Consider the following 26254-nt stretch of genomic DNA (forward strand, 5'->3'; position numbering starts at 1 on the left):
TTTCAAGACAAATTGATTTGTCTGAACGGCTGTTTTATTTTCAAAAGCTTCACGCATAGCGTGAAGAGCCAAGCATTCGCTTGGCTTACGGTCCAAAAGCACGGAGCAACAATCTTTGTAAAAAGAGCCTACTTCTATTGTATACAAAGAATTCCGAGACGCAATCATAATGAAAAAAATTTAAACGTAGTTAATTAAACCCTTGATTATTTGACTTGTAAAGTCCTATTAAAACAGCATTTAACAGTTTTGCTAGTCCAATAGGTTGAAGAGGAATAATTTTTCAATAACACCTTTAACTATCCCCACTAAATTTATCCTATTTATGGGATATAAAGGTATAAATTGTGGACCAAAGACATATCGACTTACTCAATTTCCAATTTTATAAGACAATAGTAACAATCAAAAATAGGTATTAATATCATAGTGAAAAACTACTAATTATTGTAGTATTAAAATAGCGTAAAAACTCGACTTATGAAATAATTGGTAGAATCTGATAGATATTTGTCGCAGTAGTAATTGTAGTTAGGAGTTAGTGATGCATAATCAAATTAGATTAAATGAAGAGCAACAAACCATTAAGTGGTTTTTATTGCTATTTTATATCATTTTGTTTTCTTACGATATTATTTATTATTTTTTTATGAGAGCAGAGCCAGGATTACCTAGTGAAGGTTTAGGATATTGGTTTCATATTATCATGATTGGACTATTACCAATAGCGATTTATCAATTAAAAAAAAATAAACCTGAAACGATCAAATACGTTTATTTTTTTACTTTTTCAATTTTAACAATTTTTAACGACATCATCATTTATTGGGACAACCCAAATTCGTATAGTAGCGGGAACATAGTCGAACTCATGATTATATTGTTTTCTCCTATTTTTGTAAATAAGTTATATTTTATACTCGTTTCATTAGGTACTATTGTGCGTTTAAGTATTGTGGGCTTAGTGATCCAAGACCTTGCTGTGATGCAGCCGATGCTAATTGTAGTGGTTTTAGCCTTAATAGCTTTCATTCTTCTCAATCGTTTTATTAGTTATTTATCAGCTCTTAAGAACTCCTATGATAAACAGTTAGAGGGGATTGTAAAAGGAATTATTTCAACTCTAGAGCTGAAGGATCCTTACACTAGAGGCCACAGTGAAAGAGTAGCCGATTATGCCATGTCCTTAGCTAAAGAAACAGGGAAATTCAAAACAGATGAACTGAAAACATTTTATAATGTATGTTTGTTGCATGACATCGGTAAAATCCATATACCTGACTCCATACTAATGAAGCCAGGTAGACTCACTGAAGAAGAATTTGAAATGATTAAGACCCATCCGGCTGTTGGAGCTCAAGCTGTTAAACACGTTAACGGAGTAGCCGAACACCTTGATGTGATTAAGTATCATCATGAACGTTGGGATGGGAAGGGTTATCCAGAACAATTACAAGGTGCGAACATACCATTATTAGCTAGAATTACATCAGTAGCCGATGCCTTTGATGCGATGACTTCTTCTAGATCTTACCGTTCAGCATTGCCGGTTAGCGAAGCCTATAAAAGAATAGTGGATGGGAAAGGCTCTCAGTTTGATCCTCAGTTAGTAGAGTTATTTGAAAAAGTTTATCCTTCTTGGTGTGACTATCATAAAAACTACCCATGGCAAGACACGAAAGTAGAATGATTTAATTATACAGAGAAAAGGAGGTGACAAACTATGAAAATTCGTAAACTAAAAAAGATCAAATTAACTTGCTGGTGGTGCACGTATTTTGGACGTTAATTAATGATGATATTTTATTAAAAAGGATGCTAGAAACATTTGGCATCCTTATTTATTTTATAGAAGGAAGGCACGAACATGAAGCTATCACTTCAAACGAAACTGACCTTACATTCGTTAACTATTCGTAAAGATAAAAAACATTATATAGTCGAAGAAGTGACATCAGGCGAGTTCTATGAGATGCCGCAAGTTTGTATTGATGCAATTGAACAGATTAATCAAGGGGTTTTACTAGAACAAATTGAAATCGAGCTCAAGCAAAGGTACCCGGAAGAAACGGTTGATCTGGTTGATTTTGCCGAACAACTTTTGGAATTACAGTTAATAAAAGAAGTAGACGGGGTAACGGTTGAAGTGAAGAAGAGCCGTCCAGTAGAGTCGGGGTTTACATGGATTCCCTCGAGTGTTGGACGTGTCTTTTTTAACCGTTTCTCGAATAAATTGTATGTTGGTTTACTCGCTGTTAACGTCTTATTTTTAATTGTTAACCCGCAATCCTTTCCTAGTTATAAGGACATCTTTTTATTTGAAACGGTCATGCCAAGTTTGTTGTTATGGATGGGTGTTTCTTTGGTGCTTGTTTTGATCCATGAATTTGGACATATTTTAGCGGTTCGCTCATATGATTTACCCGCAAAACTCGGGATCGGACACCGACTATTTTTTGTTGTATTTGAAACGGATTTAACACCTGCATGGAAGCTCGCACCGAAACAAAGAAATAGATTGTACTTTGGCGGATTATGCTTTGATCAGTTGATGCTTTTTATCGCCTTAAGTCTGCAGCTCTTTTTCGGTGTGAATCACGGTTTGATTGCGGGAATTTTAGGGCTTGTCGTACTTGATATCTTCATTCGCACGATCTATCAATGTTGTTTTTACATGAAAACGGATTTATATTATGTGTTTGAAAATTGCACAGGTTGTTACAATGTGATGGAAAATGGGAGAAAGCTGTTAAGTCAGTGGTTGCCGTGGATCAAAAGCCCACCGGCGACGGAAACGTTTGCTGGCGAAGAGAAAACGGTGAAGCTGTATTCTATTTTTTTTGTAACGGGGATCTTATTAACTTGCAGTTTATTTCTCTTTTATTTTATTCCGCAAACAATCTACGCTTTTACGAAAATACTTCCAGGCTTTCTCCAACCGATTAGCGATCCTGTCTTTTGGGATGCAGCCGTTTTTGTTGGACAATTCGTGTTGATCCTCGGGTTATTGCTGTATTCGTGGATTAAAAATCGTGCGGAGGATGCGGTATAGGAATCAGAAGCACTGTTATACGATTTAATCAAAATTATGCCGATATATTGTAAGTTGCGCCGATAAAACTAAAGTTACGCCGATTTATCGTGAATTGCGCCGATAAAAGCAAAGTTACGCCGATTTATCGTGAATTTTTGCGGGGATATATTAAAAGTTACACCGATACTCATAAAAATTCTATTAAATGATACAAACATTTGAATTGATTTATATTTGATCAAGTTATAAAATAGATTAGAAAGATTTACCAAGAGAATATGCTCTACTAGGGGAGCCTGTCGTTCAGGCTGAGAAAAAAGGAACAGACTTTTTGACCCTCAGGACCTGATCTGGATGATACCAGCGTAGGGAAGTAGTTGAGTTTGAACTATGACTAGGTCCATATTTTTGACCTGGTTTTTTTGCATGCAGTTCTAGACTTTTTACATAAAATGGAGGGATTGTTATGGAATTAAGCAAACAAACGGTATTAATAACAGGAGCAAGTCGTGGAGTAGGAGCTGCATTGGCTAAAGCTTTTGTAAATGAAGGCGCAAATGTCGTAGTGAACTATTTTCAAAGTAAAGAAAAGGCAGAGGACTTGGCCCAGACATTAGGTGAAAAAGCGATCGCTATTCAAGCCGATGTAAGAGATAAGGATCAGGTCAATACAATGGTAGCTCAAGCAAAAGAATATTTTAACACGCCGGTTACAACGATCGTAAACAATGCGTTAATCGATTTTCAATTCAATCCTGTAGCTCAGAAAAATGCGTTTGAACTTCAGTGGGAGAATTTTAATACCCAGTTTGAGGGAAGTGTGAAGGGCTCACTAAATACGGTGCAGGCGTGTTTAGCCGACATGAAGGAAATTGGGTTTGGTCGTATTGTGAATGTAGGGACCAACTTAGTACAAAACCCAGTGGTTGCCTACCATGAGTACACAACCGGGAAGGCTGCACTCCTCGGATTTACGCGCAATTTGGCAAAAGAACTAGGGCAATACGGGATTACAGTCAATATGATCTCCGGTGGGCTTTTAAAAGAAACGGATGCTAGCAGCGTCACAACGGAAGAAGTGTTTGGTATCATTCAAGCTACAACGCCATTACAAAAAGTAACGACACCTGAAGAATTTGCTGAAACCGCTTTGTTCTTTGCATCCCCGTGGGCACGAGCAGTAACAGGCCAGAACTTAGTCGTTGATGGTGGATTGGTGATGGACTGATTCACCATCTACAGTCAATTATATGGGGAAATGAACAACAATTAGTCATAATTAGTTAAGATTGATTACAACCAATATCATTAATAGGAAAGTATCGTTTTACTTTAGAAATAGACTTTGCTAATTCAGCAAAGTTTATTTTTGCTTTTGGACCGTAAGCCAAGCGAATGCTTGGCTCTTCACGCATAGCGTGAAGCTTTTGAAAAGAAAATCGGTCCAAAAGCAACAAAGTTTACGAAAACAGCCTTTAATAAAAAATAGCTCATATATTACTACTAGAATCGTTAGTTCAGCACTATTCGACAAAGTTACTCATTGAATGATTACTCATTCATGTTATAATCAATATTATCTAAATATTTTAAATAATTTCAATTATGTATACAGACTTACAGAATATTTTAATCACTTCTACTACATATTAAACTCACTAAAAAGATAGAAATAATTAAGATTAATACGAACTCTTACTGAAAATAATAAATGTGGAGCGGTATGGTCGTGTTATTTTTTGGTTTCTATACAGGACGTTTTTCATTCTGGGAGTTGACTTTGCGAGCAGAGGATTAATAAATCAACGAATGTAAGCGTATACACAAAAGGGAGGATCTATCATGGCTTTGCCAGCAAAACAAGAAACAGTTGTTGAAACACCCCTGCAGCAAGAGAGACCGGCACATAATGAGATGTTATTTTACGGAATGGGCTTTTTTGGAATTATTTTAATATGGACTATGGTTGGGACATTTTTAACATTCTATTATACCGATGTGGTTGGAATTTCGGCTGGTGTCGTTGGTACACTCATGTTAGTTGCGCGTCTGTTAGATGGTTTTACGGACGTTGGTATGGGCGCGCTAGTGGACCGAACGAAGTCTAAGTATGGAAAGGCTCGTCCGTGGATTTTATGGTTGGCGATTCCATTTGCGGTTTCGGGGGTTCTGTTATTCTCCGTACCAGAACTTAGTACGACTGGAAAAATCGTTTATGCGTATGTGACTTATTTTCTTCTCATTTTAATGTACACAGCAATTTCAATTCCTTATAAAACACTACTTGGATTAATGACACAAGATCAAAAAGGGCGTACGTTAGTCAATGTGTATACAGGTGTATTTACTTTGTTGGCTACGATCCTTGTCATGACATTAGCTCAACCGATCGCTAGTAGTATCGGTGGAAATTTAGGATGGACCGTTGTTGCATTCGGTATTGGTGTCATCATCATCGTAAACTGTTTACTCGCTTTCAGCAAAACAAAAGAACGAGTCGATATTGAAACGACCGCTCAGCCTAAAGAGAAAATCCCATTTAAAACTGAATTTAAAGCATTACTTAGTAATAAATATTGGGTCATCATAACTCTTTATTGTGTAATCGCTTATACATTAAATGCTCTTTTATCCGGTGCAGGTATCTTTTATGCTCAATATATTTTAGGTAGTGCAGGATACTTTTCTTTAATTGCTCTTACTTTATTTTTACCGACGATCGTTGGTTTCTTCTTTGTCGGTCGTTTGATTGCACGTTTTGGTAAACGAAATATTGCTATCTTTGTGACGTGTGTGGCAGCTTTTGGTTCTGTCATCAAGTTAATAGACCCTAACAACCTTTCTATCTTTTTAATAGGGAACACAGTTCAAGGTTTTGCACTCTTACCGATCATCACATTCTTATACGCGATGATTAATGACACGACAGAGTACGGTGAGTGGAAGTCAGGCTTTAGAACAGCTGGATTAGTGAATAGTGCAGCAAGTTTTGGAATGAAAGTTGGCGCGGGTATTGGTGGAGCGCTCATTGGTTGGTTATTAGCGTTCGGTGGTTATGTTGGAACACTGGCAGAACAATCGGCCTCCGCAGAAATGATGATTTTGGTCTTAAATATTTACTTGCCACTATTTTTAACTATATTACAACTCATTTTCTTATGGATGTATAAACTCGATAAACTGTACCCGACAATTGTTGCAGAGATTAACGAGAGAAAAGCGTTAAAGTAGTTTTTCATATAACGGGTAAGGCAGTTAAAGTGGAAATAAATCATGTAACTAAAGGACGTTGTTTCATCGTTGTATTCTTTTGTAGAATAACAGTTGATGAAACAACGTTTTTTTGTATAAGGCTCTTTTCACAAAGATTGTTGCTCCGTGCTTTTGGACCGTAAGTCAAGCGAATACTTGGCTCTTCACGCTATGCGTGAAGCTTTTGAAAATAAAATAGCCGTTTATTTTTAAAAAACGGTCCAAAAGCAACATTTTACAAAACAGCCTTGTAAAAATAGAAAAGCCTGACGCTAATGACTTTATCTGTTTATCGACAGTAACACTTTTTGTCCAGTATGAGTAAGCAAAGTATAGTCAAGAATTAAAAGTAATGCGATAATAAAGGCCAGAGAATGTTAGGGAATTCATAAAGAGGTGTCTGGTTGTGAGTGTAATTTTATATGATTTATTTCTAGTAATGTTCGGTCTTATTCTTGGGATCATTGTGAAAGACCCGCTACTGAAGCTATTTACGGGCAAGTATAAGGAAGAAGCACGCCAGAAAAAAAGGGTCAAACTGTTAGTGTACATCCGGAAACACGGTGCGAAAGTAGGGCCGACTACGGATGAACTCGCACAGAAGGTATTTTCCAACAAAGTAGATATTGAAACCGTGAAGCAGTTATTAAAAGATATCGAAGACACGGGTTTGATTAAGAGGATCGCCCATAAAGGCCAAGATGACTTGCAAACAAGATGGGTGTTTACGGAGAAAAAGTATTAATTAAACAAGAAGTTAAACAACTGGAGCAATGTATGATGGAAGCCGATAAGTCGCACAATATAAGTGAATAGTTCAAGATTATAATGTTCAAATGTTAAATACTTTATACCATTATAAATTAAAGTACGAGGATTATCACATTCTAGTTAAAATTATCCAAAGTTTTTTTCAAAAAGTGATAAAAAACACAACTATTATTTCTAATATATGCTATCCTCTTTATGTAAGAATTATTCAGAAGATATAGTTCAACAAATCACATTTAAACGCTGCTTATCATTATATATAGTAAAACCCTTTTTCTTAAAGAAAATCTCAAATTTAACCGCATTAGGTATAATAATGGTAGAATTAAATGGAAGCAGTATTTTAAATACTATAGATAAAAATGCAATCGTTTTATTAACAATGAGAGGTGAGTATGATGCAACAAACAAAAGAAAAAATCTCTGAACCAAAGAAAGAAAACAATGAGGTGGTAAAAGTTTATTCTCGAACTAATCCATTTCAAGCGAAAGTCCTCGAAAATAAAAATTTAAACGGAGCTGGCTCTAGTAAGGAAACACGTCACATCGAGTTATCTTTAGATGGATCGGGCCTTTCATATGAACCTGGTGATTGCTTGGGAATTCTCCCAGAAAATGATCCAGAGCTAGTTGCAGAACTTCTTCAAGAATTAAAAGCAGATGGGAACGAATCTGTAACGATAAATAAACAAGGCGATCAACTTTCATTGAAAGAAGCGTTAACGACGTATTTTGAAATAACATTATTAACTAAAAAAGTAGTACAGCAAGCAGCTGAGCTAACGGAAAATAAGGAATTAAAAAACCTTGTGTTACCTGAAAATGTAAGTCAATTAAAAGAATATATGGAAGGTCGCGATTTATTAGATCTTTTACGCGATTTCGGTCCGTGGAAAGCTTCTCCACAAGACATCGTGACACTTTTAAGAAAAATGCCACCGCGCTTGTACTCAATTGCAAGTAGCTTTGCTGCGCATCCAGGTCAAGTACACCTTACGATTGGTGCAGTACGCTACACAACTCACGGCCGTGAACGTAAAGGTGTATGCTCGGTTCAATGTTCGGAACGTCTTCATGAAGGAGATACATTACCTGTTTTTGTACAGCAAAATAAGCACTTTAACCTGCCAGCTTCTGAAGATACAGATATTATTATGGTTGGTCCTGGTACGGGAATTGCACCTTTCCGCTCATTTATTGAAGAACGAGCAGTGAACAAAGGAACAGGGCGCTCTTGGTTATTCTTTGGAGATCAGCATTCATCTACGGACTTCCTTTACCAAGATGAATTAGAACAGTATCAAAAAGATGGTGTACTCACAAAGTTAGACGCAGCATTTTCTCGCGATACCGAGCAAAAAGTGTATGTTCAGCACAAGATGATGGAACACAGCAAAGAATTATTTGAATGGTTAGAGAACGGTGCATACTTCTACGTTTGTGGAGATAAGCAATACATGGCAAAAGACGTACACAACACACTAATTGATATTATTGAAAAAGAAGGAAAAATGAACCGCGAGTCAGCTGAGGAATATCTAAGCGATATACAAAAGCTGAAACGTTACCAGCGTGACGTTTATTAAAAAATAGTCTATGGTGAATTTCACCTGTTGGTGTTAAAACAAATAATTATTCAAGGTACGCTGTTACTAATCGGAATATACGAGGTGGCATCGTACCTTTTCAATTTTTATCACGATTCATTTCCAGTAGTTGAAAATTCTCATGTTAATCTGCTTGAAAATCTGCCTAGGCGTTCCATAATAAACCCTCTGCCTAAATTGAGGATATACTGAATCATAGTATATATAGATTGGAGCATCTAGTAAGCTCGGATGGTTAGCAAAGAATGCTCGGTCCCCGTATATCATACCTTTAAGTGCTGTCATCATCTCTTTTTGGAAGATCGTAAATCGAACTCTAGAAACATCCTCACTAAATTCCCCGCCGTCTACATATGCTCTCCCCACTAAACGGAATTGCCCGAAGTTGTTTCGTTGCCACTTCGCCAGAACTTCATCGCGCATTTCTTCGTCAATCGCCTCGTAATTATAAACATACCCAACATCTAAAAATAACTCGCCGGTGATATCAGAATGAGTGAGTGTATATTTCCGTCCTTCAATTGGCTCAGCTGAGTTGGCGGGCGGAATCATATTAACCGATAACTTATCTGGATGAAAAGAAGACATAATTTCTCCTCCTTACGTTGGCATTCATACATTCTATTATTTAAATAGTGAATTGGAGCTTTTCCTAATTTAATGATTAAATTTAACTAAGGAAATAGCATTCCAGTAAATATAAAAAAACAACGAAGACTAGGTAAAAGGAGAGAAGACAGAGCACTAAAGTGGCTTGAAACCTGAAGTTAAAAAAAATGAAAAATGCAGCGGAGTCAGAGTCATACCGTCACTTTTAGCTTATAATCAGCGTGTTTCGAGGAAAAACGCTCACCATAGATTTAAAAACGTAATTGCAGGACAAATATAGTAAGGACAAAAATATTTTTTATTCAAATTTAAACTCCATTCAAAATCCCTAACTGTATTCACACCAAATAATAAAAATGAGGTGCCTAATAGATGAAAACAGAAAAAGTAAAAATGTTAAATGGAGAACTATATAATGCAGCGGATCGAGAGCTAGTTCAAGAGCGAATGAATGCCCGGAGGTTAACGAGATTATTCAATCAATCTCTGGAAACAGACGACAACGAACGGTTAGCTTTGTTAAAAGAATTGTTTGGATCTACCGGTGAAAACGTGTATATTGAACCTTCTTTCCGATGTGATTACGGTTATAACATCCATGTCGGTGAAAATTTCTTTGCTAATTTTGACTGTGTCTTTTTGGATGTTTGTGAAATCCGTATTGGGGACAATTGCATGATTGCTCCTGGGGTTCACATTTACACAGCGACCCACCCATTAAATGCAACTGAAAGAATATCAGGTGCGGAGTATGGTAGGCCAGTAGCGATCGGGGACAATGTTTGGATTGGGGGAGGCGCGATAATTAACCCAGGTGTAACGATCGGAAATAATGCGGTTATCGCTTCTGGCGCCGTTGTCACTAAAGATGTACCCGATCAAGTGGTTGTCGGCGGTAACCCTGCAAAGATTATCCGTAAAATTAAAGGGTAAAACCTCTATCATATGTTACAAGTATGAATATCTTCCATACAGGTGACAAGAGGTAGAAGAGGAGACCTTCTACCTAATTCCTTGCAAGACCTCTTTCAAACGCTTTAAGATGATTTAAAGAAGCGTTACGTAACTGAGTAAAAACAGTTCTTACATTATTTGGAATATCATAAGACAGAAATCTTTCATACATAGATATATTTTCGATCTCTCCTTGAACGCCAGCAGCATACGCCACCTTAATATTTTTTGGTGTTGTAACTAATGCTTGTGACTGATCCTCAGGAACCGGTACCTGGTACCGTTCAAACAGCGGCAATAAGGCACTAATATGTCTTAGCTCAGCCTCTTTTATTTGTGCAAATGTACGAATATTTCCAAAGGTTGTTAAAATATTATCATATCTTGCTTGTGCTAGGTATTCGTCTTGGAGGGCATACGTGAGCATTTGCGGTAAAGACAATTTTGAGGCGTATAATGCCCCCAAAGCTCCATAATTTTCAATTTGCCGATAGGAGTGTTCTACCTTTCGAACATTTTGAAAAAAATACAAAAACCATACCGCATGATTTTGTTCATCTGAAGCTGCCCGTCGAAACCTATCTTTGATAGTTTCATCCTGTGCTTTATCTGCGATGTCTAAATAGAAATCAACCGCCTCTTGTTCATCTTTAAAGGCAAATTCAACACCTGCGCGATACTTGTCTGGACATTCCTCAATGATTTGGTAAGATGGTTGACGACCTGTTAGATTTGTATATATCCGGCTAAACTCTTCTAAATGCCGATTTTCGTCCTGCTGTATCTCAAGAATTTTATTTCTTTCCTCTGTTGTAGGTGCCATTTTTGCTAATTTTTCATAACAATCAACAGCGCTAAACTCGGCATTAATTGCTTTTTGGATATCCATTACAAGTTGAGTGTCATTCAGAATACGAAAATATCCATTACTATGAGGGCTATAGTTATAAAAATACGGATTAGAATACATTTTGATCCTCCTTTCTATTAACTTGCAACTTATCTTATGTGTTTAAGTATGGGTAGGTGCACAGGTGATATATATTACAAACTAAACGAATGCCTATTTATACGGGGACAAGATGTTTTGTGCATGAGCCTGCATAGGATGATATTGACCTAGAAGATAAACACCTATGGAGAGGGAGGCTATCATTTGAACCCGTATGATTATTACCAACAACCATCGTATGGTGTAAGTGACTATGGATATGCAATGGAACCTACTTATTCAGGACAGATGCAGGCACAAAATTTGCCTGGAGATATGGATATGCAAAGACAATTTCAATTTTTAGGACCGTATATTGGTGGATTTACAGGTTTCTTTGGACCACCAGGAAGACCACCGGGACAACCGCCATTTGGTCCACCGCCAGGACAGCCAGGATTTCCAGGACAACCACCATTTGGTCCACCGCCAGGACCACCGGGGCAAGCAGGCCCTCCAGCGGGACCACCACCAGCATTTACTCCAGCTGCACAAGAAATTACCCCTTTTGCGGTAGACCCAGGTGCTATCCGTGGATGTCTATTCCGTTATACGTACGTTTGGTTAACAAATAGACAACAGTTCTGGTTCTACCCAACGTTTGTAGGAAGAACATCGGTTGCTGGCTGGAGATGGACTGGATTTAACTGGGTTTACTTCGGAATTGATCTTAGACGTATTTCATCGTTCCAATGTTTTTAATAATATAACTTCTTTTATAATTGCTTCATTTAAGAGAACATTTAGCCACCGACACATCTACCCGTGTTGCGTTAAATAACAGGAAGGGGCCTGATATCATTTCAGGTCCCTTTTTGTGTATTATGGAATACATGATTATTCAATAGATAAGGACCTACTGATTTCGCGCCTAATGTAATCAATAGAAAAAGGTTTAATTTTAGGTCTTAATCTTGCTTTTAGATAACTTCTAAATTTCTCCATTTTTTATTCAATGGTCAATTACAATATGGTACCATTAATGAAGGCTTCTTATGAATGAAAAGGGGGTATTCCTTCATGAAAAAATGGATCATTATTTCTATTTTACTTTTAATTGTCATTTGGGCTGCAGTTATAATGAATCAAATGAAACTCACTTCGTTTGAGGAAGTCGTTCTCCAAAACCTAAATATTAACGAGTTGGATAGTGTTTACATTACTCGATTTCCGGATCTAGCAACAGTGACCTTAAAAGATAAGAACGAGATCAAAGAATTGCTCAACGAATTTTCGAATGTAGAATTAAAAGAAGAGAGGTCTCAAGGTGAATATAAGTACTGGATAAATATTAACGGTGCAGCAGAATTTGCTGATCCTAATATACGAAGGATTTCGATCGTTCTTTATGAAGACCACATGCGGATAACTGATAGTCACCATCGAACGAGAAGACAAGATACGTTTGTTGTTACGAATGAGGTGAACTATTGGCAAGCACTTGAGAGTGAAGACTTCATTTGGGAAAAGCGTTAAGGTTGTTCTAGAAAAACCCTGACAGTGCAAGACAAATACTCTTAAAATAACGGACTTTTTTAAAGGAAGCTATCAGTGAGCCTACATAAATCAAAACCTGACCTACACCAATTAAAGGAGTGAATAAAAATGAACATCTATCAAGCAACGATAAAAGACTTAGAAGGTGTAGCCCTTTTGTTCGATCAATATCGTGTGTTCTATAATCAACCATCTAATATAGAAGGGGCTAGAAATTTTATAAAAGAAGGATTAGAAAAGAATGAGTCTGTCATTTTTGTAGTGAAGGATCAGGAGAACTATTTAGGTTTTACTCAACTGTATCCGACGTTTTCTTCCATATCGATGAAGCGGGCCTGGATTTTAAACGATTTGTATGTTGATGAACGAGCGCGAAAGCAGGGAATAGGAGAGATGCTTCTCTTTAAAGCGAAAGAACTGGCGCTAGAAACCGGGGCGAAAAGCATCAGTTTAAGCACAGCACCCGACAACTATTCGGCTCAGAAATTATATGAAAAACATGGCTACCAACAAGATAAACAGTTTTATCATTATGAATTAAATTTGATGTAAGAGTTGTCTATCAGGTTGGTTTGATATCTCAGCATCACTAGCATTATACTTTTGAAAAAATAGAGGGTGCGCTTCATGAAAAACGTTTTTACTCGTGTCCTGATCAAGGATACTGACAATCATATATTAGTAATAAAAGATCTAGCAGGTGTTTGGAACTTCCCAGGGGGTAAACTGGAGTTAGGAGAAGCTCCTATCGAATGTGCCAGAAGAGAAGTTCGTGAAGAAATAGGTGTAGATGTCGATGCTCTTACAGAGATAACGCAAGGGGATTTTTATTTCAGAGACATTCAGTGGCACGGTCACTTTTTTCTAGCCGAGTCCATTAGTGGTATCCCTTACATAAGAGAGGTCGATAAAATTACAGACCTCCAGTATATCGATCGCTTTGAATCCGTGAATTTTCCTTTGGAATTAGTTGAGGTTATTGAGGATTTGTTTGCAAAGCTGGAGGCTGGAGTCATCTAATGAACCTCTACGTTATTTAATGAGTGATACAATTTAATATTTCATAAAATATTGTCCATTAAACAACATAAGAGCACAAAGAAGGGGTATTATCAGCATCCATTCATTTCTTGTTCCATTAGCGGTTGCGGCCATTACTATTTTTGGGGGACTGTTTATCACTCAATGGTTGGTGGCCGGTGAACTACTACTAAGCCACCTTATGATAGCAATAATAGGTTTTGTACTTCTTACGGCTGCTTTAATTTGGAAAAAGAAGAACAAAAATTAAATCTAGCCTTGATAGAGTTGGGTTGGGAAATGCAGAAGTGGACTCACAGGCCCTTATTTGTGATAAAATCAGTGGTTTCAGAGGTTTAGCGGACTCACAGGCTCTTATTGTCTGGAAAAACAGTTGTTTGCTCATAAAATCCTTTAAATAAGGGCTTCTCAGTCCGTGAAATTGAAAATCTCATAGATTTTAATGAAATAAGGGCCTCTCAGTCCGTAAAAAATCATCAGCTATCCAAACAACCAATCTATCGGACTCTTTCATTAGAAATTATTATACATACGAACCCCATCGTTCGTTTCATGAGATGTATCTTCTCCTACATGTAATCTCGAAAAATCAAATCAGTAGAAATGGGTTTCATACCTAGTTCTCTTGACCAAATCGAGAGTTGACCGATATGGTGAACTTCATGTGTGATGATATGGAGAAGAACTTTTTTGTACGTAAACGAATAGGAGACGCCCTTTTTATTTGTCAATTCCAACCGTTTTTCCTCATCTTCACTTGTCCAGTGCTTTAGAAACTCTTCAGTATTCGCCCTTGTTTCCTTCGCATAGGCAATGACCTCATCAAGACTAGAGATGGAACTAAAATCAGTTGAGATAACAGGTTTATTTTGCATGTGATGAACCCATAATCGTTCACAATCAATGACGTGATAGAGGTTCTTTAAAATACTTCCGACCCCGCCAATTCGCTCTTTTCGTAACTCTTCTTCTGAAAGAGCTTCACACCATTTAAACCAATCATCTCTTACTTGCCAATTATACAAAAATAAATCTAACATCAGACCACTCCTTAAGCGTATGTTCTCAATATTATAGTAACCTATAAAACCATTTTTTTGATATAATTTGACTTAGTAGCTGGATAAAAATTACTAACGTATATCTTAACATAGATTTGATCAGATCCCTGGAGGAAGATAGCGACTTGGTCATATAATGCAACGAAAGTAAAGAAAAATGTCTACACCTTGATAAGCTATAGGCAGGAGAGGAAGAGACAGAAATCAGGAGGAACCATTCAAATGCCTGTTGGCTTACTATTAACTATTTCAATTATTGCTGTGTCTTTTGCAGCTATATTCGTCAAGTGGTCCGACGCACCTGCGACGATCTTAAGCATGTATCGAATGTATTTAGCTTGTCTTCTTTTATTCCCGATCGTATGGGTTAAAAGAGAACAATTTTTCAAACTATCTAGTAGGGATTGGTTGTTTTTAACGGTGGCTGGAGTCTTTTTAGGCTTACATTTTGCTTTGTGGTTCGGTTCGTTGAAGCTGACAACGGTAGCTAGTTCAACGATTATCTTATCTTTACAACCAATCGTTGCATTGATAGGAGGTTTTTTATTTTTCAAAGAAAAAGCAAGCAAATTGATCATATTACCAATAGGGATTTCAGTTGTAGGAGTCATTATGGTCGGCTGGGGTGACTTTGGATATGGAAACTCAGCTGCTATGATCGGAAATTTGTTATCATTCCTTAGTGTGATCGCTGTAGTCGCTTATTTGCTAGTCGGTCAAAGTAAGGTGAAGAATATCTCTCATTGGATATATAGCTTTTGTGTATTTTTATTTGCTGGTGTTGCCTTAACGATATTTAATCTTGTATTCAGTATACCGATGGTTGGATACGACGCACGAGAATGGGGGATTTTTGTTTTATTAGCCATTGTCCCAACGATAGCTCATGTCATATTTAACTTCCTATTAAAATACGTAAACACCACCACGATTTCCATGAGTATCTTAGGTGAACCAGTAGGGGCAACTCTTTTGGCAGTTATCCTCTTAGGAGAACAGGTCTTACTGTTTCAGATTGTAGGCGGGGTTATCGTTTTATTCGGTGTCTTTTTATTTTTACAGCAGCAAAAGAAAGCAGATCGCGTTAGGAAAAGGGTGGAGGCGGAGAAGAATATAACTACTTAGACCAATGGATTTGGATTGAAAATAGGACTTGGTTTCAGGACGTTAAGGAAAAAAATGTAACGTCCTGTTTGATTTTAATTGAATAATCTGAGATTTTCTACTATAATACCAAATATACCAACCGGTTAGTATGTTCCTTCTTAACCGCCTTTGTATGCGCTTTATATGTAGGAAGGATTTATTTTACCAGCAAGCACCATAACTGTAATTTGCGAACTATTAAATTCGTAATCTAGTATTTAAAATTCAAACTCAACAACAAACAAGGAGATGAAATGATGAAGGCGATTCAATTTCATGAGTACGGGAAACCCGATGTTTTAAAAGTAGTAGACGTTCCAACTCCACAAGTAGACAAAGGCCATGTTCTAGTCCAAGTGAAGGCAGCAGGGGTCAATTTTGCCGATACAGCGAGACGTTATGGACAATATTTAGAAAAAACTCCTCTTCCATACATACCAGGAGGCGAAGTTTCCGGTGTGATTACCGAGGTGGCTCCTGATGTCACTGACTTTAAAGTAGGGGATCGTGTCGTTGCATTAACTGCCAATGGAGGTTATGCAGAATACATTGCCCTCCACGAATCTCAACTCGTTCAAATCCCAGATCAAGTAGATTTTAACCAGGCGGCCTCAATTTTAGGGCAGGGTCTATCCGCGTATCATATTTTAAAAACATCAGGGCAAATGAAAAAAAATGAAACAGTCCTCGTCCATGCTGCCGCGGGTGGAGTAGGTACTTTAGCTGTGCAGTTGGCGAAAATTATGGGGGCAAGCCACGTTATCGCTACAGCAAGTAGTACTGAAAAGCTAGAACTTGCAGCTTCATTAGGTGCGGACACTGTCATCAATTACACAGAAGAAAGCTGGCATAAGCAAGTACGTTCCGTAACAGACGGGAAGGGTGTCGACGTGATCCTCGAAATGGTAGGTGGAGAAATTTTCAAGAACAGCTTGAAGTGCCTAGCTATTAATGGACGTCTCGTCATCTATGGTCGGGCCGGAGGACAGATCACACAATTTGATCCTGCGATCCTCATGCAACGAAATGTAAGTGTCGTCGGGTTTTGGTTAGTTCATATTCTAAACGATACCAAACTATATAAAGATAGTGTAAAAGAATTACTAACGTATATCAGCGAAGGACAATTGAAATTAATTGTGGGTGAAGCTCTACCATTAGAGGAAGCGGATAAGGCTCATGAATTAATTGAAGGACGTAAAACAATTGGAAAACTTGTGTTAAATCCGTAACCCTAAAAAAATGAGGGGATGTGATCGTTCTGAAGAGTGAAACTAGTAAGGTGGACCAGTCTATAACTGTTAACTATCGGACGTGTCCTTTATGTGAAGCGACATGTGGCTTAGAAATCCATACAAAAGGTCAGGAAGTCATCCATATTAAAGGCGATAAATTAGACCCTTTAAGTCGTGGTTATTTATGTCCTAAAGGTTATAGTTTAAAAGAATTGCACTCGGACCCGGATCGTCTAAAGAAACCGATGATTCGTAGAGGTGAGAATTGGGAGGAGGCCTCATGGGATGAGGCTTTCTCAGAAATCAGGATGAGGCTGCGTCCGATTATCGAGAACTACGGAAAAAATGCTGTTGGAGTTTATCTAGGAAACCCGATTGTTCATAATTTAGGATTGATGTTATATATGCCGATGTTCTTGCGCTCATTAGGTAGCAAAAACATCTTTTCCGCTAGTACACTAGATCAAATTCCTAAACAACTTTCATCTGAATTCATGTTTGGAAGTGATAGTAATCTACCTATTCCTGATATTGACCGTACCGATTTTATATTAATGATTGGAGCCAATCCATTAGCCTCTAATGGCAGTTTAATGACAGCACCGAATATGAGAGGGCGTTTAAAATCGCTTCAAGAACGCGGTGGTAAGTTTATTGTGATTGATCCTGTTCGTACCGTGACAGCGAAACAAGCCGATGAACATCATTTTATTCGTCCAGGGACAGATGCATTATTGTTACTTGGACTAATCCATACTCTGTTTGCTGAAAATTTGGTGAAGCTCGGTAAGTTAGCTGACCTAATTAATGGGCTAGAAGACATTGAATTGCTATCAAAGGATTTCGCTCCAGAGCTCGTAGGTCCTAAATGCGGGATACCAGCGGAAACGATTCGTTGTATGGCACGTGAATTAGCAACAACTCCTAAGGCTGTTGTCTATGGGAGAATGGGAACCTGTACCCAGCTGTTTGGTACAATGAATAGCTGGCTGATCGAAGTCATCAATGTGCTCACTGGGCATCTGGACAGTGAGGGTGGCGTGATGTTTACCAATCCGGCAACGAGGCGAGCTCAAACGAAAAAATCCCGTAAACCGCGCTACAATCGCTTTCAGTCTAATGTTAGAAATTTGCCTGAGGTACTAGGGGAACTACCAACGTCTAGTCTGGCAGAAGAGGTCGAAAATCCGGGTCCTGATCAGATCAAAGCCTTTATATCAGTTGCTGGCAATCCCGCTCTTTCAGCTCCTAATAGCGAAAGGTTAAACAAAGCTTTGGAAAAAGTGGACTTTATGGTCAGTTTGGACTGTTATTTAAATGAAACGACACGGCATGCCGATGTGATTTTACCAGCCCCTTCACCGCTTGAGAGATCGCATTATGATATCACTTTCTATAGTCTAGCAATTCGAAACGTTGCTCATTATTCTCCAGCTGTTTTTGACCTACCAAAAGAGCACAAAGACGAGTGGGAAACGCTCCTAAATCTAATTGCTGCGGTCAACGATCAAGAAATCACAGGGGACGTAACGAAAACGTTGGATGACGTTATGGTGAAGGAAATCATCAAACATGAGGTAAAGAACGAAAATTCTCCTATTTATGAAAAGAATAATGGAGAAATAATGGGCTTGTTGAACGAAAGAAAGGGACCTGAGCGGTTACTAGATTTTTATTTAAGGGTTGGCCCATATGGAGACCACTTTGGTAAGAACCCTGATGGATTAACTCTAGCTGTACTTGAGGATCATCCTAACGGAATGGACTTAGGAGCGCTTCAACCAAGAATAAGAGATAGTCTACAAACCCCTTCAGGCAAAATTGAGTTAGCTCCATCTGTATTGATTAACGATGTCGACCGTCTGAAAGAAACGATGAATTCACATTCCGATCATCTTCTTCTTGTAGGACGAAGAGATCTCCGGAGCAATAATTCCTGGATGCATAACCTCCCCGTGCTAGTAAAAGGAGAAGACCGTTGTAAACTTTGGCTTCATCCCGATGATGCCAACCGGATCGGCCTTCAAGCCGGAGATCAAGCACTAGTACAATCCCGTACAGGTCAAATCATTGCGCCTGTCCAAATTACAGAAGATGTCATGCCAGGAATAGTTAGCCTGCCACACGGGTGGGGGCATAACGTTCCCGGGATCCGTCTTCACGTAGCAGAACAGAATGCTGGAAGCAACGTAAATATTTTAACGGACGAACAAGTCATCGATACAGTTTCAGGAACCGCAGTCCTAAATGGAGTCCCTGTAAGAATTGAGAAGACTGAGGACACTCCAATACGATCTGTAGCTACTAATGCTATGCAGGAAAATTAAGTTTTAAAATGTTAAACCCATTCTCCATGGCTTTTGTTAGGCTAAATCTATTTTCTACGAAAGATAAATCAAATCCTTAAAGCGATGCTTCTTTTAGAAGGGCATCGTTTTTTTACTAAAAAAGATAATTCATCAAAATAGATTACAATTTTGCCGTAACAAAAAATAAGAAAAACAGGTTGTTAGAGTAGATGATAATTTATAGCTGATTAAGTTACATTTCAATAAGGGGGCACTATGTACAATAAACAAATCATCCCATATTTACTATTTTTATTACCATTAACACTATTACTAACAGCCTGTTCGTCTTCACCGCAATATAAGACACCAACAAATGAGCAAGTTTACGAATTTATTCGATCCAGTAAAATAGAACCGCTAGCGATCAAAGACGTGGGTGAATTTTCAACCGTTGTGTTAGTTCAGACAGATAGAAGTTACGCTTATTATACGTTGCATTCTAACGAATCAGGAGAAGTTGTACATAACTATTTAGGAATTAATAACATCTCTAAAACGGAACCCGTTTCGGTTCTAAATGGTGTAATCGATTTGACCTTTGTTGGTCTCATTTTTAATGATAACGAACTGTTTGAAGCCGTTGACCGAGTGGACGTATTATTTCAGTCGGGGAGGAAAGTGACTGAGAAAGTACAAGGCAGAGGCGTTATTGTACCGAGTAAATTAAAAGGGATCGACGGGGAGTATATGGAAATTGAAATTTATGATAAAGAAGAGAAAATTCTAAAAAAGATCGTACGTGAATCCCTGTAGATTTGATTGGTTTAATAGACTCGTTTCAGCCGTCCTTAGTACAAGGTACTCGTATTATTTATTTCGTTTTCATCACTTGGACTTATATAAACATATTTACTAAAACTGAAACCTTTTAGCTCATTGACCGTATTACATAGGGTGGAAAGTCACATATTTAGTGAATGGGTTCCTGAAACGCATAATAAATAATACTCGTGAGGTGATCTCTTGTTTAAAAACCGAACAAAAGCAGGGAAGATAATCGGATATAGCGGGCTCCTTATTTTTTTAATTGGAATGTTTTTCTTAGTTGAGGCAACAAACGAGGTTTTAAGAAATATCCTTCTTATTGTCGGGGTGGCGGGGATCCTTGCTTCAAACCTCTTTCGAATAGTAAGGGATGGGAAACAATGAAACTAATATTAAAGCGTGTTTTGTTATGGGGGACGATAGCAGTTATATCACTTACTATAATTACTGCTATTTTTATTAATCTCAATACATATAACCCCATGGAAAAAGCTCTAGAAGCTATGAAACAGCCGAATGTCGTCGTGGAAAATAATACGATTATTTTTAACCCAGAAGAACCGCCTATCGCAAACGTTGTTTTTTATCAAGGAGGATTAGTAAAGACTGAGGCATATGCTGTTTTAGGGCAGTCTTTAGCTCAAGAAGGCATACGTGTTTTTATGCCTCAAATGTTCTTAAATTTAGCTATAACTAATACTGGTGCCTTTGAGAATATCAGACAAACGTATGAAAATGGACAAATGTGGTTTATTGGTGGACACTCTCTTGGAGGTGCGAGTGCCTCCATTTATACAGCGAATAACGTTAATAACATAGACGGAATCTTCTTTTTAGGTTCTTACCCAAGTGATAGCAGTGTCTTAGCTGAAAAGCCTTTAAAAGTTCTTTCTATTCATGCAACAAATGATCAAATACTCAATTATGAAAAATATATTGAAACGAAGGATATTTTGCCGACAGACACGGTATTTATTGAAATTGAGGGCGGAAATCATTCTAATTTTGGTTATTACGGTCTACAAAGTGGCGATGGAAAAAGTACCATTTCACGGGAAGTTCAGCAAGAACTCGTTGTCGAAGCAATTGTACAAATGATAAGAAATAAATGAGAGGAAAGCGGCGGCAAGCTATCGCTTTTTTTGTATAGTGTAGACTCGTGGAAAATGGAACGGGCTATCTGATGCATTAAACAACAGCAAGGTTTAATCATTGTTTTCCTTAATTTATCCAAAGTAAAATATTTTAATAGTACATTGTATTGAAGGTGCAATGTGCTGTATTTGACTTAAGCACAAGTCATTAATTTGTAAAGGAGCTCAAAATGAACAGACTAAACATTATTACACTAGGCACTAAAGACATTGTAAAGAGCCATGAGTTTTTTAAAAAGATAGGATTTGATACGTCGATCAAAGGACCTGAGTCTAATCCAGATATTATTTTTTTCAAAAACGAAGGAACAAAAATTGCTCTATATCCACTAGAAGAGCTTGCTAAAGATATCAATCCAAGACAACCTCCACAAATCGGTACAGGTTTCCCTGGGATTACGTTAGCTTACAATGCTAAATCGATGGAAGAAGTGGATGACATTTTAGCCCAGGCCGAGTTAGCAGGTGCCGTCATTGTCAAACAGCCGCAAAAAACGGATTGGGGCGGTTATGGTGGTTATTTTACCGACTTAGATGGCTACTATTGGGAAGTGGCCTACGGGGAGTTTTGGGAGTTTGATGATTCCAACATGCTAGTGATTGAGGATGAATGATCGGCTAGTCTATCATAGATCTGCGGAAGTGAAGGCATAGAGGATGTATTTCTCTATGCCTTGTTTGTTGCATATAAAATTTCCTTACCACTGAAAGAAAAACTTTAGGGACATCGTGACTGTGGTGTAAGATACAACCCCAATCGTAAACGTAAGATAATGCGCTTCATCATCCGGCGGCAGTTCATATTTAAGCACGTTCAATATCATTGCTCCCGAAATAAAGGCAAAAATAATCGATTCAATGAAAGGTGACAAATCAATTGTGACTCCCAACAACCATCCTGCTAGAATGCCTGTCGCAAGAACGTAACGGCCAACATGATTATAAATATCGGCATACTCTCTCCATAAATCATGGGCAACTGCAACAAAATGCAGCCCTACTGCTAGTCCATAGAAAACGGCCTGAATTCCTAACACATCGTGTGAAATGATCGTATAAGCGACTAACATATTATAAATGCCAAAAAAGATAATTTGTAACCAAAAGAGAGTTCGCGCTTTATGTGTTTTATCGTTAAGCTGCGCCTTTCTAACGACTTTCTGTATGCCGTAAAAGATTAACAGCCCAATTAATCCAATAAAGTACAGCTCAGACTCCATCGTAAAATAATCCCCGTACTTTTTAACGATAATTTGCTCTTTGTGTAAAGTCGGCAGAACGTATACGAATACATACGATACAGCGAGTCCACCAGAAAAGGAAAACCACTTTAACCGCTTAATCCGATCAGACGGAATGACTTCATTGGCGAGGAGATGTATCAATATAAAGGCCAACCCCATTATAAATGCATCGAGTGTCATGTTGTATACTCCTTCATCAAGGTCTTAGTATATCTTTTCCAGATCAGGAGTAGTTCATGAGGGGTTCTAAAGTGGGAAATGAATATTTACCGAAGAAACGAGAAGAGTTATTGTCCGTTTTGGAGAATTTATTGTCCGTTTTGAAAATTTATTGTCTGATTTCGATTTTTATTGTCCGATTTAAAAATATACTGTCCGATTTTAATTTTTATTGTCCAAAGTGTGTCTTCATCATTTAAATTTAGAATTTCAACCCATCGTTAGCCTCAACATCTAGACAAAAAGTAAAAGACACCTGCCATTGATTAATTTAGGTTCAACTAAATTCTCCTATAAAATCAAATCCCAAAAGCTTTAATCATAGCGTAAAACTCCCCCGGCTTGTATGCATGATTTGGCCAAGTTCTGAATAGCTATTAACAAGGGTGACAAGTACTCCAATTGGGGCTTGGCCTATGGAAACTCATCGATTAGTGACCATCACACGGATCATTCCATCGTTAAAGTGAACGAACGTTTTAGGGCGAGACAACATCTTAGTTTTTCAAATAGGGGGATTTATCATGGTTGAAGCTATTTTGACGTTTTTTACGAGTGAACAGCAAGCCCAAGCGGTTTTAGCCAATCCAATGATTGAGCTTATTTTCATGGTGTTATTTCTGACATTTGTCGCAGCGATTGTGCTTCATTTTACGTTGTTTAGCAAGTTGAGGAGAATACGAAATCATATCAATGATACAAATTCATTGGATATTGCACCGTTAAATAAATTTAAAGAAGAATTTGATACTAGTAAAAATCAAGATGCAGTTAAAGTAGAAACGTTTGTTCAAAATAAGTTCTCTAGTTGGCGTGTGTTTAATGTTCCTGTCGTTAGTCTCATTAAAATGATCCAAATGACGGTGTCGGTTTTTATCTTAGTCGGTGTACTAGGAACGTTTATCGGACTTGCGATGTCGCTTGGAAGTATTGATGCCACTGGGGATCAGCTGGTGGAGAATGTCGCGCTCGTCCTTGCTGGTATTGATGTGGCGTTCTACACGAGTATTGTCGGTATGGGATTATCCCTCATCATGACGGTTGTTACTAGAGTAGCGAATACGGAATTCCTGTTAACCGATATTATGTTAAAGACCGAGTCTTATTTAGAAGAAAACGAACAAGATGGAATGGCCCGACTCATCGATGTGTCTGAAACCATTAATGCTTCCATTGTCGAATTACGGGAAACGAATCAGGAATCATTGCAAAGCATCGTTCAATCGTTCCAGGGCTTTCAAGAATATACAGTCGGTCTACAGCAATCTGCGAAAGATTTAGCTAAATTTAATGAAGGCTTAACACAAAACTTAAAAGATTTCGTTGTTATCTTTAATAGTATGAGAGATTTAACAAGCGGTTTTGATAAAGGAGTAACGAAGCTCAATAAGAACTTTGATCAACTCTTTCAATACTTTTATAAAATGGACCAACGCAATGAACGAATGACGAGTGCGTTCACTGAAACGTATAAAAAAATTGATGAACTAGCTACGTCTCAAATGCAGACGATGAATGAGTTCCAAAACTCGGTCGTTGATCTAAAAGATTACTTCTCTTCTGTAGCAGAAAGGCAAGAAGCGATACATGTATCATTTGACCGAATGAACGCCCAGAGTGAAAACCTAGTGAAAATGATGCAGCAAAATAATCAGCAATTTGAGCGGATTTTCGGTGAAGATGTAAGCTCAAAACTTACTTCTATTACAACCTATTTAAACGAACTGAAAAATGACTTCAATAAACTGAACCATTCAATCGTTCGTCTGCCCGATTCACTGGACACGATTAACAAAGCGCAAACGGAATATCGCAATCTTTTATCGTATCGATTTGATGAGTTGAAGCAGTTCAACCATGAATTTATTAATCAATTAAAAGCACAATCGGCCAATGCGCATACATTTGAAAAACACTTGAGCGATGCGACACGTTCCTATGAGCAAACAGGTCAACAAAACTACCAATTACTGAATGAAATTAATCGAACAATCACACAAATAGGCGACTCATTTAATCATAGAGAAAATCAAATCGACTCAAGTGTCAACGCACTAAAAGATACGATGAACCGCTACGTTACAAATCTAGAAGGAACGCTAGGAGACAAGTTAGATAAAGTGAGCCGCAACATCGGTGATTATGTCGTCCAGATGAATGACGCGATCAAAAAAGAGTTTAAGCAAATCGGTGATATTACGGAAGAAAATCAAGTAAGAAGTGCCCGCTCCCTCCAGCAAACGATGAATGACTTAGGTCAAGAATTCCAACAGTTAAATCGTCAGCTTCATCTGATCTCACAAGAGTCGATAAGGCAAAATGAGCGAGTAAGGGTTGTAAGCAATGATTAATAAATATAAAAAGCTGTTTAACGGAGAGCAGGAGGAAGGGCACTTTTGGCCGTCATTTACGGACTTGTTAACGGCGATCTTACTATGTTTTATCCTCATTTTTATCATCATGATGGTCATTAAATCATTTCAAATCCAAGAAATGAAACGAACGATCGATCAAATTATGGGCGTTCGCGTCAATTTAATCCAAGACTTAAATGAAGAATTCAGCGACTCAACTTTAAATATTGAAATCGATGAGAAAACGGGTGCATTGATTTTTAACACGGACATTTTGTTTGAGTTTGATGCGACTGAATTAAAGCCAGAGGCGTTCCAATTTTTAGATGAGTTCGTCCCCGCTTATTTAGATGTGTTATTAGCAAGCGGCTATGAAGATTACATTTCGGAAATCATTATCGAAGGGCACGCCGATAAGATCGGTAGTTACTTGTACAATTTAGAACTGTCTCAGCAACGTGCGTTTAGTGTAGCCGAGTATATTCTAAGTGAAGATTTCCCGTATAAAAACATTCAAGAACACTTGAAAGATAAACTAACAGTGAACGGAAGGTCCTACAGTGAAGGGCGTACCGATGCAGATGGGAACTACAGCAATCAAGCATCCCGCCGTGTTGAATTTAAATTCCGCTTGAAAGATGAAGAAATTTTAGAGAAAACCCGCGAATTGTTGGGGAACTAGTTTACCACACCACGCCATCACTGGAGTGAAGTCCATGTGAGGCGTGGTGTTCACATTTTGGCAAATAAAAGTGAGAAATCGGACAATAAAAATTGAAATCGGACAATAAATTTCGATTTTGGACAATAAAATAAAAAAACGGACAATAAAGTCGTGAAAACCTTTTAAGCCCCCTTAATGACTTGGACACCAAAATCGATACAGAGTACAATCTTTTTAACGAAGATAATCGATAAAGGTGGTGAGTTAATGCCTAAGAAGAAAATCGAAGTTTTTGAGGATGTAAA

Annotated in this window: 24 protein-coding genes and 1 riboswitch; of the genes, 20 read left to right on the forward strand and 4 right to left on the reverse strand. The window is 37.9% G+C overall.

The window, feature by feature from the left end; translation table 11 throughout:
- The first annotated feature begins 544 nt into the window (after positions 1-544).
- From ACNSTQ_RS17640 to ACNSTQ_RS17665, 6 genes are all read left to right on the forward strand, one after another.
- The gene (locus ACNSTQ_RS17640; protein WP_418201127.1) at positions 545-1690 is read left to right on the forward strand and encodes an HD domain-containing phosphohydrolase; all 1146 of its coding nucleotides are present in this window, start codon (positions 545-547) and stop codon (positions 1688-1690) included.
- 177 nt (positions 1691-1867) lie between these two features.
- The gene (locus ACNSTQ_RS17645; protein ID WP_418201128.1) at positions 1868-3052 is read left to right on the forward strand and encodes a peptidase; all 1185 of its coding nucleotides are present in this window, start codon (positions 1868-1870) and stop codon (positions 3050-3052) included.
- Between the two features lie 260 nt (positions 3053-3312).
- Positions 3313-3423, forward strand: a riboswitch (TPP riboswitch).
- A 77-nt stretch (positions 3424-3500) separates the two neighbouring features.
- Complete coding sequence (locus ACNSTQ_RS17650; protein WP_418201129.1) at positions 3501-4262, forward strand: 3-oxoacyl-ACP reductase; 762 nt, start codon at positions 3501-3503, stop codon at positions 4260-4262.
- A 614-nt stretch (positions 4263-4876) separates the two neighbouring features.
- Positions 4877-6265, forward strand: coding sequence for an MFS transporter (locus tag ACNSTQ_RS17655; protein WP_418201130.1), 1389 nt, complete (start codon positions 4877-4879; stop codon positions 6263-6265).
- 427 nt (positions 6266-6692) lie between these two features.
- Positions 6693-7031: a hypothetical protein gene (locus ACNSTQ_RS17660; RefSeq protein ID WP_418201131.1), complete on the forward strand. Its 339-nt coding sequence runs from the start codon at positions 6693-6695 to the stop codon at positions 7029-7031.
- A gap of 421 nt (positions 7032-7452) precedes the next feature.
- Entirely contained in the window at positions 7453-8643 is a 1191-nt protein-coding gene (locus ACNSTQ_RS17665; protein ID WP_418201132.1) for a sulfite reductase subunit alpha, read from the forward strand.
- 117 nt (positions 8644-8760) lie between these two features.
- Here ACNSTQ_RS17665 and ACNSTQ_RS17670 read toward each other — a convergent pair whose 3' ends face one another.
- Complete coding sequence (locus ACNSTQ_RS17670; protein ID WP_418201133.1) at positions 8761-9252, reverse strand: staygreen family protein; 492 nt, start codon at positions 9250-9252, stop codon at positions 8761-8763.
- A 393-nt stretch (positions 9253-9645) separates the two neighbouring features.
- Between ACNSTQ_RS17670 and ACNSTQ_RS17675 the strand changes: the two genes are divergently transcribed.
- A complete protein-coding gene (locus ACNSTQ_RS17675; RefSeq protein ID WP_418201134.1) occupies positions 9646-10206 on the forward strand; it encodes a sugar O-acetyltransferase in 561 nt (186 codons plus the stop codon).
- A gap of 73 nt (positions 10207-10279) precedes the next feature.
- Here ACNSTQ_RS17675 and ACNSTQ_RS17680 read toward each other — a convergent pair whose 3' ends face one another.
- The gene (locus tag ACNSTQ_RS17680; RefSeq protein ID WP_418201135.1) at positions 10280-11197 is read right to left on the reverse strand and encodes a ferritin family protein; all 918 of its coding nucleotides are present in this window, start codon (positions 11195-11197) and stop codon (positions 10280-10282) included.
- A gap of 297 nt (positions 11198-11494) precedes the next feature.
- Between ACNSTQ_RS17680 and ACNSTQ_RS17685 the strand changes: the two genes are divergently transcribed.
- The 4 genes from ACNSTQ_RS17685 (at position 11495) to ACNSTQ_RS17700 (ending at position 13735) form a co-directional block, all read left to right on the forward strand.
- Entirely contained in the window at positions 11495-11920 is a 426-nt protein-coding gene (locus ACNSTQ_RS17685) for a hypothetical protein (RefSeq protein WP_418201150.1), read from the forward strand.
- A gap of 318 nt (positions 11921-12238) precedes the next feature.
- On the forward strand, positions 12239-12694 hold the full coding sequence (locus tag ACNSTQ_RS17690) for a hypothetical protein (RefSeq protein WP_418201136.1): 456 nt from the start codon (positions 12239-12241) through the stop codon (positions 12692-12694).
- A gap of 129 nt (positions 12695-12823) precedes the next feature.
- A complete protein-coding gene (locus tag ACNSTQ_RS17695) occupies positions 12824-13267 on the forward strand; it encodes a GNAT family N-acetyltransferase (RefSeq protein WP_418201137.1) in 444 nt (147 codons plus the stop codon).
- A gap of 75 nt (positions 13268-13342) precedes the next feature.
- Positions 13343-13735, forward strand: coding sequence for an NUDIX hydrolase (locus ACNSTQ_RS17700; RefSeq protein WP_418201138.1), 393 nt, complete (start codon positions 13343-13345; stop codon positions 13733-13735).
- A 590-nt stretch (positions 13736-14325) separates the two neighbouring features.
- Here the strand turns inward: ACNSTQ_RS17700 and ACNSTQ_RS17705 are convergent.
- Positions 14326-14796: a DinB family protein gene (locus ACNSTQ_RS17705; RefSeq protein ID WP_418201139.1), complete on the reverse strand. Its 471-nt coding sequence runs from the start codon at positions 14794-14796 to the stop codon at positions 14326-14328.
- 243 nt (positions 14797-15039) lie between these two features.
- On the opposite strand from ACNSTQ_RS17705, the gene ACNSTQ_RS17710 reads away from it, so the two are divergent.
- The 7 genes from ACNSTQ_RS17710 (at position 15040) to ACNSTQ_RS17740 (ending at position 22082) form a co-directional block, all read left to right on the forward strand.
- On the forward strand, positions 15040-15942 hold the full coding sequence (locus ACNSTQ_RS17710; protein WP_418201140.1) for a DMT family transporter: 903 nt from the start codon (positions 15040-15042) through the stop codon (positions 15940-15942).
- A 278-nt stretch (positions 15943-16220) separates the two neighbouring features.
- A complete protein-coding gene (locus ACNSTQ_RS17715) occupies positions 16221-17195 on the forward strand; it encodes a quinone oxidoreductase family protein (RefSeq protein WP_418201141.1) in 975 nt (324 codons plus the stop codon).
- A 20-nt stretch (positions 17196-17215) separates the two neighbouring features.
- Positions 17216-19525, forward strand: a complete 2310-nt coding sequence (locus ACNSTQ_RS17720) for a molybdopterin-dependent oxidoreductase (RefSeq protein ID WP_418201142.1) — start codon at positions 17216-17218, stop codon at positions 19523-19525.
- 237 nt (positions 19526-19762) lie between these two features.
- Positions 19763-20302 (forward strand): hypothetical protein, encoded by a 540-nt coding sequence (locus ACNSTQ_RS17725; protein WP_418201143.1) that lies wholly within the window; start codon positions 19763-19765, stop codon positions 20300-20302.
- Between the two features lie 210 nt (positions 20303-20512).
- The gene (locus tag ACNSTQ_RS17730) at positions 20513-20698 is read left to right on the forward strand and encodes a hypothetical protein (protein WP_418201144.1); all 186 of its coding nucleotides are present in this window, start codon (positions 20513-20515) and stop codon (positions 20696-20698) included.
- Positions 20695-21426: an alpha/beta hydrolase gene (locus ACNSTQ_RS17735; RefSeq protein WP_418201145.1), complete on the forward strand. Its 732-nt coding sequence runs from the start codon at positions 20695-20697 to the stop codon at positions 21424-21426. Before ACNSTQ_RS17730 ends, ACNSTQ_RS17735 begins: the two co-directional genes overlap by 4 nt.
- 212 nt (positions 21427-21638) lie before the next feature.
- Positions 21639-22082: a VOC family protein gene (locus ACNSTQ_RS17740; protein ID WP_418201146.1), complete on the forward strand. Its 444-nt coding sequence runs from the start codon at positions 21639-21641 to the stop codon at positions 22080-22082.
- A gap of 84 nt (positions 22083-22166) precedes the next feature.
- Here ACNSTQ_RS17740 and ACNSTQ_RS17745 read toward each other — a convergent pair whose 3' ends face one another.
- Positions 22167-22892, reverse strand: coding sequence for a hypothetical protein (locus ACNSTQ_RS17745; RefSeq protein WP_418201147.1), 726 nt, complete (start codon positions 22890-22892; stop codon positions 22167-22169).
- A 563-nt stretch (positions 22893-23455) separates the two neighbouring features.
- On the opposite strand from ACNSTQ_RS17745, the gene ACNSTQ_RS17750 reads away from it, so the two are divergent.
- Both ACNSTQ_RS17750 and ACNSTQ_RS17755 read left to right on the forward strand, forming a co-directional pair.
- Entirely contained in the window at positions 23456-25282 is a 1827-nt protein-coding gene (locus tag ACNSTQ_RS17750) for a MotA/TolQ/ExbB proton channel family protein (RefSeq protein ID WP_418201148.1), read from the forward strand.
- Positions 25275-25967, forward strand: a complete 693-nt coding sequence (locus ACNSTQ_RS17755; protein WP_418201149.1) for an OmpA family protein — start codon at positions 25275-25277, stop codon at positions 25965-25967. Before ACNSTQ_RS17750 ends, ACNSTQ_RS17755 begins: the two co-directional genes overlap by 8 nt.
- Positions 25968-26254: the final 287 nt, after the last annotated feature.

Source organism: Alkalihalobacterium sp. APHAB7 (genome assembly GCF_048323755.1).
Classification (GTDB): domain Bacteria; phylum Bacillota; class Bacilli; order Bacillales; family Bacillaceae_F; genus Alkalihalobacterium.

What these genes read in the sequence shown, in the direction of transcription:
- ACNSTQ_RS17755 (WP_418201149.1), top strand. Translation starts at nt 25,275, where the DNA reads ATGATTAATAAATATAAAAAGCTGTTTAACGGAGAGCAGGAGGAAGGG.
- ACNSTQ_RS17685 (WP_418201150.1), top strand. Translation starts at nt 11,495, where the DNA reads ATGGATATGCAAAGACAATTTCAATTTTTAGGACCGTATATTGGTGGA.
- ACNSTQ_RS17715 (WP_418201141.1), top strand. Translation starts at nt 16,221, where the DNA reads ATGAAGGCGATTCAATTTCATGAGTACGGGAAACCCGATGTTTTAAAA.
- ACNSTQ_RS17675 (WP_418201134.1), top strand. Translation starts at nt 9,646, where the DNA reads ATGAAAACAGAAAAAGTAAAAATGTTAAATGGAGAACTATATAATGCA.
- ACNSTQ_RS17740 (WP_418201146.1), top strand. Translation starts at nt 21,639, where the DNA reads ATGAACAGACTAAACATTATTACACTAGGCACTAAAGACATTGTAAAG.
- ACNSTQ_RS17670 (WP_418201133.1), bottom strand. Translation starts at nt 9,252, where the DNA reads ATGTCTTCTTTTCATCCAGATAAGTTATCGGTTAATATGATTCCGCCC.
- ACNSTQ_RS17745 (WP_418201147.1), bottom strand. Translation starts at nt 22,892, where the DNA reads ATGACACTCGATGCATTTATAATGGGGTTGGCCTTTATATTGATACAT.
- ACNSTQ_RS17690 (WP_418201136.1), top strand. Translation starts at nt 12,239, where the DNA reads ATGAAAAAATGGATCATTATTTCTATTTTACTTTTAATTGTCATTTGG.
- ACNSTQ_RS17710 (WP_418201140.1), top strand. Translation starts at nt 15,040, where the DNA reads ATGCCTGTTGGCTTACTATTAACTATTTCAATTATTGCTGTGTCTTTT.
- ACNSTQ_RS17695 (WP_418201137.1), top strand. Translation starts at nt 12,824, where the DNA reads ATGAACATCTATCAAGCAACGATAAAAGACTTAGAAGGTGTAGCCCTT.
- ACNSTQ_RS17640 (WP_418201127.1), top strand. Translation starts at nt 545, where the DNA reads ATGCATAATCAAATTAGATTAAATGAAGAGCAACAAACCATTAAGTGG.
- ACNSTQ_RS17735 (WP_418201145.1), top strand. Translation starts at nt 20,695, where the DNA reads ATGAAACTAATATTAAAGCGTGTTTTGTTATGGGGGACGATAGCAGTT.
- ACNSTQ_RS17725 (WP_418201143.1), top strand. Translation starts at nt 19,763, where the DNA reads ATGTACAATAAACAAATCATCCCATATTTACTATTTTTATTACCATTA.
- ACNSTQ_RS17700 (WP_418201138.1), top strand. Translation starts at nt 13,343, where the DNA reads ATGAAAAACGTTTTTACTCGTGTCCTGATCAAGGATACTGACAATCAT.
- ACNSTQ_RS17750 (WP_418201148.1), top strand. Translation starts at nt 23,456, where the DNA reads ATGGTTGAAGCTATTTTGACGTTTTTTACGAGTGAACAGCAAGCCCAA.
- ACNSTQ_RS17680 (WP_418201135.1), bottom strand. Translation starts at nt 11,197, where the DNA reads ATGTATTCTAATCCGTATTTTTATAACTATAGCCCTCATAGTAATGGA.
- ACNSTQ_RS17665 (WP_418201132.1), top strand. Translation starts at nt 7,453, where the DNA reads ATGATGCAACAAACAAAAGAAAAAATCTCTGAACCAAAGAAAGAAAAC.
- ACNSTQ_RS17645 (WP_418201128.1), top strand. Translation starts at nt 1,868, where the DNA reads ATGAAGCTATCACTTCAAACGAAACTGACCTTACATTCGTTAACTATT.
- ACNSTQ_RS17705 (WP_418201139.1), bottom strand. Translation starts at nt 14,796, where the DNA reads ATGTTAGATTTATTTTTGTATAATTGGCAAGTAAGAGATGATTGGTTT.
- ACNSTQ_RS17650 (WP_418201129.1), top strand. Translation starts at nt 3,501, where the DNA reads ATGGAATTAAGCAAACAAACGGTATTAATAACAGGAGCAAGTCGTGGA.
- ACNSTQ_RS17655 (WP_418201130.1), top strand. Translation starts at nt 4,877, where the DNA reads ATGGCTTTGCCAGCAAAACAAGAAACAGTTGTTGAAACACCCCTGCAG.